Source organism: Coleofasciculus sp. H7-1, assembly GCF_057473865.1.
This window is the reverse complement of record NZ_JBYCCT010000043.1, coordinates 1-10,060: the sequence shown is the minus strand read 5'-3', so window position 1 is coordinate 10,060 and position 10,060 is coordinate 1. Positions and strand designations below refer to the sequence as shown.

Below are 10,060 nucleotides of genomic sequence, written 5' to 3'. Positions count from 1 at the left end.
ATCCCTTCTTGTCCACCTACCACCAGCTTTTCTATTTCATCTGGTTTTGATGGATCGACTAAAACATGAAAGTTAAGATTATCGAAAGTTACAGTGGCAACATATTTTCCAGCCTTCCCACCCCCAATACTCAACAGACAAAACCTTGAGTTTTTGTAAGTCCGCGCAGGCGGACTTAGTTTGTGTAGCCGCGAATTACATTCGCCAGGGCTTAAGTTGACTTAGCCGAAGATACCGCCGAAAAATTCGATAGCTTCCTTCAAAGAGGTGATGAAAACGTCAATTTCTTCGCGGGTGTTGTAGAAATACAAACTTGCCCGTGCAGTAGATTGTACTTTCAAGTAACGGTGTAAGGGTTGGGTGCAGTGATGTCCGGCACGGATGGCGATGCCAGCTTGATCTAAGATAGTGGATAAGTCGTGAGGGTGGACATCTCCAGCTGTAAAAGCAGCGAGTGGCGCTCTACCTTCGCCTGTGCTGGTGGGTTGAGGTCCGTAGAGTTTGATTTCGGGGATTTGCTGCAACTGTTGCCATAGATGGGCTGTCAACTCAGTTTCGTAGGCGTGGATGTTGTCTCTGCCTACTTCGGTGAGGTAATCTATAGCTGCACCGAGAGCGATCGCTTCCCCAATTGATGGCGTTCCGGCTTCAAATTTGTGCGGCAAATCTGCGTAGGTGGCATGGTCGAGAAACACATCGGCAATCATCTCCCCACCGCCTAAGAAGGGAGGCATGGAACGCAGTAAGTCTAGCTTGCCATAGAGGAAGCCAATCCCAGTCGGGGCGCACATCTTGTGACCGGAGGCGACTAGCCAATCGCAATCCATCGCTTGCACGTCTAGCACCATATGTGGTGCGCTTTGGCAAGCGTCGATTAAGACTTTGGCACCGTATTGGTGAGCAATTTCAATAATTTCTTCCACTGGATTTATACATCCCAAAGTGTTAGAAACGTGAAGTGTGCTAACCAGTTTGGTTTTGTCGGAAATCAGAGATTTGAATTGTTCTAAATCAAAAACTCCTTCTGGTGTCAGTTCCACAAACTTCAGCACTGCGCCAGTTTTTTGCGCTGTCAGTTGCCAAGGGATTAAGTTGCTGTGATGTTCCATCACCGAGAGGATGATTTCGTCTCCCCGCTGCAAATTACTTAAACCCCAACTGTAAGCAACTAAATTAATTGCTTCGCTAGCATTTCTAGTGTAAATAATTTCTTGGCGTGAGGCTGCATTTACGAAAGCAGCAACTTTGTCCCTCGCACCTTCGTAAGCGTCTGTGGCTTTGGCGCTAAGCGTGTGAACGCCCCGGTGTACGTTGGAATTATACTGCTCGTAGTAATCCCGAATCGCGTTTAGCACCGCCAGAGGTTTTTGGGATGTGGCGGCGTTGTCTAGGTAAACTAGGGGTTTGCCATTGACTTCTTGGTGCAGAATTGGAAAATCTGCACGGACTTTATCGGCGAGTGTTCTGTCTTTGGTTAGAGTCATTGGTAAAAAGGTAATTGGTAATTGATAATTGGTAATTGGTAACTGGTAAAAGTTAGAAGTTATTTCTTCAAAATCCCATTACCCATTACCTATTACCTATTCCACACTATTCGATTGTTCTACAAGCAACACATCGAGAGAGGCTTGTTTGCAGAGAAGCGATGGGAATCTGGTTGATAATTTCTATAGCAAAAGCGTCAACTAACAAGTTGTTAGCACTCACTTTGTCTAAACCGCGACTTTGCAGGTAAAAGACTTCCTCATCATCCAACTGACTTACTGTTGCACCGTGAGTACATTTCACGTTATCGGCAATGATTTCCAGTTGGGGTTTAGTATCGACTCTCGCTTTAGGCGACAACAGCAAGTTACGATTTAATTGTCCAGCATCCGTCAATTGTGCTGCTTTGGCAACAAAGACTTTCCCATTAAAGACGGAATGAGCCTTATCAGCCACAATACACTTTTGTAACTGGCGAGTGGTGCTGTGGGGATGGTTAAGAATAATCGCGCTGTGAGTATCGCCAATCTGTTCCCCTGCAATCATGGTTAAACCATTGAGAGTGGTTTCAGTTTGTTCGCCCAACTGATAAATTTCTAAGTTGTGGCGCGATATTTTGCCACCCAAACTCACTGCATTGCAAGTGTAGCGACTGTTGCGGGATTGCGCGATCGCACTCTTGCCAATATGAAACGCTGCGCCACTATCTCGTTGAATCCGGTTGTGGCGAACTTCAGCATTTTCTTCTACCCAAATCTCTGTAACCGTATTGATTAAATACGGATGAGTTTTATCCGCACACCAGTCGCCAACTGGCATATAATCTTCTATCAGAGTTACTTGAGAGTTAGGTTCAGCAACTACCAAACAGCGTGGCTGAGAGAGAGTAGGGCGATCGCTAAAAGTAGACAGAAACAGCAAATGAATCGGTGTTTCTACTACCACATTTTTCGCCACCCACACTATAGCAGCATCAGTTAATCCTGCCGTATTCAGGGAGGTGAATACCTCATCAAAACCCTTTTGTTGGGCGAAATAATTACCGATCCGAGTGCGATAAGTTATTGGCAATTGGGCTAAATTTCCGACAAATATCTCATCGGGCAAATTAGCAATAGATGACAGCGCCGGTGCATAAACACCGTTAACGAAAACTAGACGACTTTCGGCTGCTTCTGCTAAAGTCAATCCTTCAATTGCTGACTGGGGTACATCCGCAGATTTAGCAGCTTGGAAAGACAACTTTAACAAAGGCGAGATGTCAGTGAAGCGCCACTCTTCATCCCGCGTTGTGGGAAACTTGAGATGAGGTATCCAAGAGGAGGAGCGATCGCGTAATTCTTGCAACCAGCTAACCATCTCTGGATCGAGTACCTGTAATTCCTGACTGCGAGACAAGTTTAACAACTCAACCAGCTTGGCATCTCGATTAGTCGCAGCAGACTTTAACCCAATGTCTTCGGGATTGGGAATAGAAGTTACTTGAATTGTCATTTTGCCGCCACCTCAGCTGCTTCTTCTTCCCTTACCCATTCATAACCGCGAGATTCCAGTTCCAAAGCCAATTCTTTCGTCCCGCTGGTAATAATTCGTCCGCCTTCCATTACGTGAACGAAATCTGGCACGATGTAATTCAGTAGCCGCTGATAGTGAGTAATCACCAGCATCGCATTCTCTGCATTTGCCAGCTGATTCACGCCATCCGCCACAATCTTCAGCGCATCAATATCTAACCCTGAATCCGTTTCATCCAAAATGGCTAACTTTGGTTCTAGCAGTGCCATTTGCAGAATCTCGTTCCGCTTCTTCTCACCACCAGAAAAACCTTCATTCACGCTGCGGCTAAGAAAAGCAGGATTCATCTTTACCACATCCAGCTTTTCATGCACCAACTCATCAAAATCAAAAGCATCCAATTCCTCTAATCCCTCAGCCTTGCGACGAGAATTATAGGCAACTCTGAGGAAATCCACATTACTAACACCAGGAATTTCTAAAGGATATTGAAAAGCCAAAAATATCCCAGCCCTGGCACGTTCTTCTGCTTCCATTTCCAGAAGATTTTGCCCCCGAAAAATCACCTCACCGCCCGTCACCTCATACGCCGGATGTCCAGCCAAAACCTTAGAAAAGGTGCTTTTTCCAGAACCATTTGGTCCCATAATGGCATGGATTTCTCCCGCCTTCACTTCCAGATTCAAACCCTTAAGAATCGGAATTTCATCAACATTTGCCGTGAGATCCCGAACAGATAGGATAACCTCACTATTTTCAATAATCATCTTTCCTCTCTTCTTCCTTGGTGCCCTTAGCGTCTTCGCGGTTTTTATTCTATTTCAGCATAAAGGTAGGCAATGCCCGCCTTACCTTTTTGAGTAAAGAAATTCAACCGTAGATAAACACAGATAAACACGGATGATTTATCTGTATTTATCTGTAGTTTCATTTATCCCACACTGCCTTCTAACTTCATGCTCAACAACCTATCAGCTTCTACAGCAAATTCCATCGGCAGCTGATTAAACACATCCTTACAGAAGCCACTAATCATCATCGAAATAGCATCTTCTGCCGAAATGCCCCGCTGTGAGAAAAAGAATAGCTGTTCTTCCCCAATCTTCGAGGTAGAAGCTTCATGCTCCACTTTCCCGGTGTTATTTTGCACCTGGATATAGGGGAAAGTATTCGCTTGGGCATTATCTCCAATCAGCATCGAATCGCACTGAGAATAATTTCTCGCGCCCTTTGCCTTGGGACCAATTTTCACCAAACCGCGATAGCTATTTGAAGATTTACCCGCCGAAATTCCCTTGGAAATAATCGTGCTGCGAGTGTTTTTGCCAATATGCACCATCTTGGTTCCGGTGTCGGCTTGCTGCATATGATTCGTTAGGGCAACGGAGTAAAATTCACCCACGGAATTATCGCCAACTAGCACGCAGCTGGGATATTTCCAGGTAATCGCCGAACCCGTTTCTACCTGTGTCCAAGAAATCTTAGAATTGACTCCCTGACACAATCCCCGCTTGGTGACAAAGTTGTAAATACCGCCTTTGCCGTTTTCGTCTCCGGGGTACCAGTTCTGTACTGTGGAGTATTTAATTTCAGCGTTGTCGAGAGCAACGAGTTCCACCACAGCTGCGTGCAGCTGGTTGGTGTCAAACATCGGTGCTGTGCAGCCTTCCAGATATGACACAGAGCTGCCTTCTTCGGCAATAATCAGCGTGCGCTCAAACTGCCCCGTGTCGCCGCTGTTGATGCGGAAGTAGGTGGAGAGTTCCATCGGGCATTTGGTGCCTTTGGGGATGTAGACGAAGGAACCATCGCTGAATACGGCTGAGTTGAGGGCGGCGAAGTAATTATCGGCTACTGGCACAACGCTGCCGAGGTACTTCTGCACCAGCTCTGGGTGTTCCCGCAAAGCTTCGGAGATAGAACAGAAGATCACGCCATCTTTGGCTAGCTTCTCTTTAAATGTTGTGGCAACTGAAACACTATCGAAGATGGCATCTACGGCAACGTTAGACAACCGCTTTTGCTCTGAAAGCGAAATACCTAGCTTCTCGTAGGCTTCTAACAAAGTTGGATCGACTTCATCCAGGCTGTTCAGCTTTTTGGGCTTTTGCTTCGGCGCGGAGTAGTAGATGATGTCTTGGTAGTCAATCTTGGGATACTTGACATGAGGCCAAGTTGGTTCGGTCATCTTCAGCCATTGGCGATATGCTTTGAGGCGAAACTCTAGCATGAACTCCGGTTCTTCTTTCTTGGCGGAGATCAGGCGAACAACGTCCTCACTGAGTCCGCGAGGAATGGTATCTGCCTCAATGTCAGTGACAAAGCCGTATTTATAGGGCTGATTGACTAAGGTCTTGACGCTTGCAGTCATAGATAAAAGTGTTCTCGCGTGTTTGTTTCGGACAAATCTCTCAGGATGGCAGGCTCAGGGCATGGGCGTCCGGAGTAGATCGCCCAGTCAAACTGCAATTACAATAGTAAAACAACAGGCTTGTTGCTTTACTTAATTCTATTTTAAAATACTTTAGCAACATAGATGTTGTCAAAGTCCAATAATAGGAATTTTACCGCAAGACGATGGCGATTACTCAGCAGCCTTCCACCAAACAGGACATCTTGCAACATTTACTGAAAACAGGTCAAGCCACGGCTCAGGAGTTGGCTGACGCCTTTGAGGTGAGTCCGCAGGCAATTCGGCGTCATCTGAAGGATTTGGAGACGGAAGGGCTGATCGTCCATCAATCGGTGCCTGCGGCGATGGGACGCCCGCAGCACGTCTATGAGCTGAGTCAAGAGGGGCGCGATCGCTTCCCGAATCATTACGGAGAGTTTGCTGTTGATTTCCTAGACACCTTGACAGAAACGCTCGGTTATGAGCAAGCCAGTACCGTGTTGCGAAAGCACTGGGAACGGAAGGCGATGGAATATCGAGTGAGACTGGGTAAGGGAAATTTGCGCGATCGCGTTGCTAATTTGGTAGAACTCCGCAAAGCTGAAGGCTACATGGCAGAGTGGTATCCTCTGGCAGAGAGCGATTCTCAATTTATATTGATAGAGCATAATTGTGCGATTTCTCATGTTGCCTCATCTTTTCCCAGCGTTTGCGGACATGAGTTAGAAATGTTTGCCGCTGCCCTGCAAGATTGTAAAGTAGAACGGACGCACTGGATTATTAACGGAGAACATCGCTGCGGCTATTTAATTAAAGAACAGTAAGTAAAAATATTTATGACGCAACCACAGCAACCATCAGAACAATTTTTGAGCTACGAAGAAGCAGTTAAGGTAGATTCAGCACTGCTTCAAACTCATGAAAAGTTTTTAACAAGAATAACCGTTTCATCCTTAAGAGTGTTGAAGCACATCGCCGAAGAGTACGGTGTTGTTATTGAAGATTTAACACCTGAGCAGATTATCGCTTGGTTTGAGCAGGATTCAAAAATTAGACGCGAACAGGGAAGCGATGCCGCATTTTTAAAGTGGTAATTCTTGGTTGCTGTATAAAGAAGATGTAGCGATTAATTAACAAAAACTTATCTATCCAACAAGCAGTTACTAACAAAAAGTGCGAGGAAAGTTGTGATGACAAGTTGGGAGTATTGCACTGTTAGATACGTATGGTTAGGGCGGGGATTAACACAAGAAATACACACTGTGTATTTAGATGGTCAGGAATTGAAAGAATGGAAAGACCAGCCCTGGTCTGTGTTTTTAAATATATTAGGAAAAGAAAGATGGGAAATGTCAGCTGCAAAAGAAGTTTACACTGAGGGCACAAGATTGAATCACTTAAATGAAGGTATCCTGTTCTTCAAACGTCCAATATAACTGTGTACTCACAATTCTTCTGAACAGGCGATCGCTTGGTTTGAGAAAGATGGGAAAGTTTGGCGCGAACAAGGCAGCAAAGCAGTCTTTTTAAAGTGGTGGTAGCAGTTGCGTTAATAAAAAAATGAGTAGAGAATTTAACCTAATTATCGAGCGAGATTCTGAGGGAGATTTTGTCGCTTCTGTGCCTAGCCTTCCTGGTTGCCATACACAAGCAAAATACCTAGATGAACTCATGGAACGCATTCGAGAAGCTATTGAGCTTTGTTTAGAAGTCGAGGAACAAACGGTAGATTAGAAACTTCCAGAGTGGAGGATAATAGCGTGAAATTGGAAAATGGCAAAAATACAATAAAGTATAATTCTTATAAATATGCCTTTGAGCGGATGAAAGAGGGAATTAATAAAGAGTTTTTTTTAGAAGCAGTTATGATAGCTGAAAGCATTATCTCCGATCGTCTTGTCAGTTATCTAGAATTGACGAAAAAAGAAGCTTCTTTGTTTGAATTAGTTGAAAAGTGGAAAAAAGTAGATGGTCAGATATCTTGGAAAGAACGTACTGACTTAATTGTGGATTTAAAGAGTTGGCGCAAAGAACGCAATACCTGCGCTCACCAAGTTGTAAAATCTTTGCCTGGTGAGCCAACAAAATCAGTAGAAGAATTTATACAGATAGCAAGGAATTGTGCTTTAGAGGGTCAGATGCTAGCTCGTTATGTTTGTGACTGGCGCAATGCACAAAAGAAAACAGGCACAGTTGAATCTGACGGTAGCTAATTTTAAGAAAAGTAGGGATGCGATCGCATTCTCCCCAAACTTACCCAGCTCAAGATTAGCCTAGAATGTGACTACTGCGCGATCGCAACACAAGGAGTGGAATATGAAGCAAGTTGCAGTGAGTGAATTACAGGAGAAAGCCGCCAATTACCTGACGGGTAGCGAACCGCTAGCAATAGAACTTGATGGCGAAGTCGTGGGATACTATTACCCCAAGAAGCGGACAAAGCAAGAAGAACTCAACCGCAAACTAGATCGTTTGGCTGAGTTGGTTAATAAAGCATTGGCTGAAACTGGCATGACTGAAGACGAATTTGCCGATCTTTTCGATACAAGTAAGCCGTTTCCCTATGATGCTGATAGTTGACGCTAACATTCTGGTGGGGGAACTGCTGCGACAAAGGGGACGGGAGTTATTGCGACATCCAAGCCTCATGCTTTACATCACTGAAAAAGTTTTGGATGAAACTCAATATGAGTTAAGGCGACGGATGACGGAAAGAATAAATAGAGGTCTTAGTGACGCGATAGGACAGGGTATTCTGGATGAGGCAATGAACATCATTGAAACCGATCTCAGGTTGGTTCCAGAAACGAATTACATCCACCTAGAGACGGAAGCTAGAAATCGCATACCTAGAGATCCTGATGATTGGCATACAGTGGCTTTAGCTTTGGAAATGGATGCGGCAATTTGGACTCAAGATTGTGATTTTTTGGGATGTGGGTGTGTGACTTGGACGACAGAAACTTTGCTGATTCAGATGAGGATTGGGGGAAGTTGAAGGGATGACGCGCTTCTCGCTCATTCCACCTACAATTGAGCGTGGAGAACAGCGAGAGAAACTACCTTGAGTCTAAAGCTTTATTTCCTCCGCCACGGACAGACAGACCGCAGTCGAGATAATGTTTTCTGTGGTTCTATAGATCCAGAATTGACGCCAGATGGTGTAGAGATGGCAAAAGCTTTTGCTGCTACCTATCGTTCCTTACCCTGGACTGCTATTTTTTGTAGTCCGATGCAGCGTACTGTAGCAACGGCAAAACCGCTATGTGAATCTGTGGGGATGCAGATGGAATTGCGGGACGGATTGAAGGAGATTAACTATGGCAAGTGGGAAGGAAAAACTGTAGAAACAGTTGACCGCGAGTATCACGATGATTATATTCGCTGGACTGCCGATCCCGCTTGGTATCCGCCGACTGAGGGAGAATTAGCGGTAGCGATCGCTCACCGTTCGTTACAAGTGATTGAAGAAATCAAGCAGCAGTTTAACAACGGCAATGTTTTAATTGTTGCACACAAAGCTACTATCCGGATTATGCTGTGTAGCTTGCTGGGAATTGATGTCGGACGCTTTCGCTTTCGCTTGGGATGTCCGGTGGGTTCGGTCAGTATAGTAGAGTTTGGCGCTCATGGGCCATTACTTCATGCCTTAAGCGATCGCACTCATTTGGATGAGCGTTTGCGTACCTTACCAGGTACATGATTTGTTTGTAAATTACCTGGTGAATGGAATTCGTAACTGTACAAACAAAGTCCGCCTGCGCGGACTAATAAATTTTAAATCTGCGTAGGCAGGTTTCGTTTGTGTAGCCGCGACTTCAGTCGCCAAGGCATTTTTGTGTAATGATTTTTGTTATGATTCCCACTATTTCTACAGTTCCAATTCAACAATTGGCTTCAGGCGATCGCCTCTCAATTCAAGTTTATAAATTTATCGGTGCTAACCCCGGTAAAAAAGCATATTTGCAAGCCAATCTGCACGGTGCGGAAATTGTTGGCAATGCTGTCATTCACCAGCTAATAGAGTTTTTGATTACTATCAATGATACCCAGATCAATGGTGAAATTTGGCTAGTTCCTGTCTGCAATCCAATCAGTACCAATCAGCGGACTCATTATTTTTCTACAGGTCGATATAATATATTCGATGGTAAAGACTGGAACCGCATCTTTTGGGACTATGAAAATGAATGTGAAGATTTAGAAGAATTTGCAAAATTTCACACCCATTTTGAGATAGATGCTATAAAAAAGGAATATTATAAAAGAATTAAAATAAGTTTCGATAAACTTTTAGAAAAAATACAGTCTCCCAGTGGAGCGCCTTTTAATGAACGATACCGCTATCAGCTACAATCTTTGTGTATCGATGCTGATTATGTAATCGATATTCATAGCTCTTCTAATCAAGCGATAGATTACTTATATGGCTTCCCCGGTAGAGAAGAAAGTGCCAAGTATTTTTTACTTGAGCGTGAAATTTTACTGAATGAATATGATGGAGATGCTTTTGATGAAGCTTTCCTAAAGCCTTGGTTAGCGTTAGAGGATGTTTTAAAAGTCAGAGAGAGCTAAAAATTATGCAAGCCGTCGAATCATGATCCGAATCATGGCAACATAGATGAATGTTTCTGAAGTTTCGGGTAGTCGTTCATAATCCTTACTTAA

Annotated in this window: 12 protein-coding genes and 2 pseudogenes; 9 read left to right on the top strand and 5 right to left on the bottom strand. The window is 44.3% G+C overall.

The window, feature by feature from the left end; translation table 11 throughout:
- Nucleotides 1-221 precede the first annotated feature (221 nt).
- The 4 genes from AC2VDX_RS11840 to sufB form a co-directional block, all read right to left on the bottom strand.
- A complete protein-coding gene (locus tag AC2VDX_RS11840) occupies nt 222-1,484 on the bottom strand; it encodes a SufS family cysteine desulfurase (RefSeq protein ID WP_378175024.1) in 1,263 nt (420 codons plus the stop codon).
- A gap of 106 nt (nt 1,485-1,590) precedes the next feature.
- Nucleotides 1,591-2,979, bottom strand: coding sequence for a Fe-S cluster assembly protein SufD (gene sufD / locus AC2VDX_RS11835; RefSeq protein ID WP_378175021.1), 1,389 nt, complete (start codon nt 2,977-2,979; stop codon nt 1,591-1,593).
- The gene (gene sufC, locus AC2VDX_RS11830) at nt 2,976-3,767 is read right to left on the bottom strand and encodes a Fe-S cluster assembly ATPase SufC (protein ID WP_378175018.1); all 792 of its coding nucleotides are present in this window, start codon (nt 3,765-3,767) and stop codon (nt 2,976-2,978) included. The genes sufD and sufC overlap by 4 nt, the downstream gene beginning before the upstream one ends.
- Before the next feature lie 164 nt (nt 3,768-3,931).
- Nucleotides 3,932-5,371 carry a Fe-S cluster assembly protein SufB gene (sufB, locus tag AC2VDX_RS11825; protein ID WP_378175015.1) on the bottom strand — a complete coding sequence of 480 codons (1,440 nt, stop codon included), beginning with the start codon at nt 5,369-5,371 and terminating at the stop codon, nt 3,932-3,934.
- Between the two features lie 206 nt (nt 5,372-5,577).
- Here sufB and sufR point away from each other — a divergent pair, with 206 nt between their 5' ends.
- The 9 genes and pseudogenes from sufR to AC2VDX_RS11780 form a co-directional block, all read left to right on the top strand.
- A complete protein-coding gene (gene sufR / locus AC2VDX_RS11820) occupies nt 5,578-6,216 on the top strand; it encodes an iron-sulfur cluster biosynthesis transcriptional regulator SufR (protein ID WP_378175012.1) in 639 nt (212 codons plus the stop codon).
- A 12-nt stretch (nt 6,217-6,228) separates the two neighbouring features.
- Nucleotides 6,229-6,486, top strand: a complete 258-nt coding sequence (locus AC2VDX_RS11815) for a hypothetical protein (RefSeq protein WP_378175009.1) — start codon at nt 6,229-6,231, stop codon at nt 6,484-6,486.
- Nucleotides 6,487-6,582: 96 nt separating this feature from the next.
- Entirely contained in the window at nt 6,583-6,828 is a 246-nt protein-coding gene (locus AC2VDX_RS11810; protein ID WP_378175006.1) for a hypothetical protein, read from the top strand.
- Between the two features lie 124 nt (nt 6,829-6,952).
- Complete coding sequence (locus AC2VDX_RS11805) at nt 6,953-7,126, top strand: type II toxin-antitoxin system HicB family antitoxin (protein ID WP_378175003.1); 174 nt, start codon at nt 6,953-6,955, stop codon at nt 7,124-7,126.
- A gap of 26 nt (nt 7,127-7,152) precedes the next feature.
- The gene (locus AC2VDX_RS11800) at nt 7,153-7,605 is read left to right on the top strand and encodes a hypothetical protein (RefSeq protein WP_378175000.1); all 453 of its coding nucleotides are present in this window, start codon (nt 7,153-7,155) and stop codon (nt 7,603-7,605) included.
- 103 nt (nt 7,606-7,708) lie between these two features.
- Complete coding sequence (locus AC2VDX_RS11795) at nt 7,709-7,972, top strand: hypothetical protein (protein WP_378174997.1); 264 nt, start codon at nt 7,709-7,711, stop codon at nt 7,970-7,972.
- The gene (locus tag AC2VDX_RS11790) at nt 7,956-8,390 is read left to right on the top strand and encodes a PIN domain-containing protein (protein WP_378174994.1); all 435 of its coding nucleotides are present in this window, start codon (nt 7,956-7,958) and stop codon (nt 8,388-8,390) included. Before AC2VDX_RS11795 ends, AC2VDX_RS11790 begins: the two co-directional genes overlap by 17 nt.
- A gap of 66 nt (nt 8,391-8,456) precedes the next feature.
- Nucleotides 8,457-9,095, top strand: coding sequence for a histidine phosphatase family protein (locus AC2VDX_RS11785; RefSeq protein ID WP_378174991.1), 639 nt, complete (start codon nt 8,457-8,459; stop codon nt 9,093-9,095).
- 152 nt (nt 9,096-9,247) lie between these two features.
- Nucleotides 9,248-9,949, top strand: a pseudogene (locus tag AC2VDX_RS11780) (M14 family zinc carboxypeptidase); the annotation flags it as partial.
- A gap of 21 nt (nt 9,950-9,970) precedes the next feature.
- Here the strand turns inward: AC2VDX_RS11780 and AC2VDX_RS11775 are convergent.
- Nucleotides 9,971-10,060 (bottom strand): annotated as a pseudogene (locus tag AC2VDX_RS11775) (IS5/IS1182 family transposase); the annotation flags it as partial.

What these genes read in the sequence shown, in the direction of transcription:
- AC2VDX_RS11840 (WP_378175024.1), bottom strand. Translation starts at nt 1,484, where the DNA reads ATGACTCTAACCAAAGACAGAACACTCGCCGATAAAGTCCGTGCAGAT.
- sufD (WP_378175021.1), bottom strand. Translation starts at nt 2,979, where the DNA reads ATGACAATTCAAGTAACTTCTATTCCCAATCCCGAAGACATTGGGTTA.
- sufC (WP_378175018.1), bottom strand. Translation starts at nt 3,767, where the DNA reads ATGATTATTGAAAATAGTGAGGTTATCCTATCTGTTCGGGATCTCACG.
- sufB (WP_378175015.1), bottom strand. Translation starts at nt 5,371, where the DNA reads ATGACTGCAAGCGTCAAGACCTTAGTCAATCAGCCCTATAAATACGGC.
- sufR (WP_378175012.1), top strand. Translation starts at nt 5,578, where the DNA reads ATGGCGATTACTCAGCAGCCTTCCACCAAACAGGACATCTTGCAACAT.
- AC2VDX_RS11815 (WP_378175009.1), top strand. Translation starts at nt 6,229, where the DNA reads ATGACGCAACCACAGCAACCATCAGAACAATTTTTGAGCTACGAAGAA.
- AC2VDX_RS11810 (WP_378175006.1), top strand. Translation starts at nt 6,583, where the DNA reads ATGACAAGTTGGGAGTATTGCACTGTTAGATACGTATGGTTAGGGCGG.
- AC2VDX_RS11805 (WP_378175003.1), top strand. Translation starts at nt 6,953, where the DNA reads ATGAGTAGAGAATTTAACCTAATTATCGAGCGAGATTCTGAGGGAGAT.
- AC2VDX_RS11795 (WP_378174997.1), top strand. Translation starts at nt 7,709, where the DNA reads ATGAAGCAAGTTGCAGTGAGTGAATTACAGGAGAAAGCCGCCAATTAC.
- AC2VDX_RS11790 (WP_378174994.1), top strand. Translation starts at nt 7,956, where the DNA reads ATGATGCTGATAGTTGACGCTAACATTCTGGTGGGGGAACTGCTGCGA.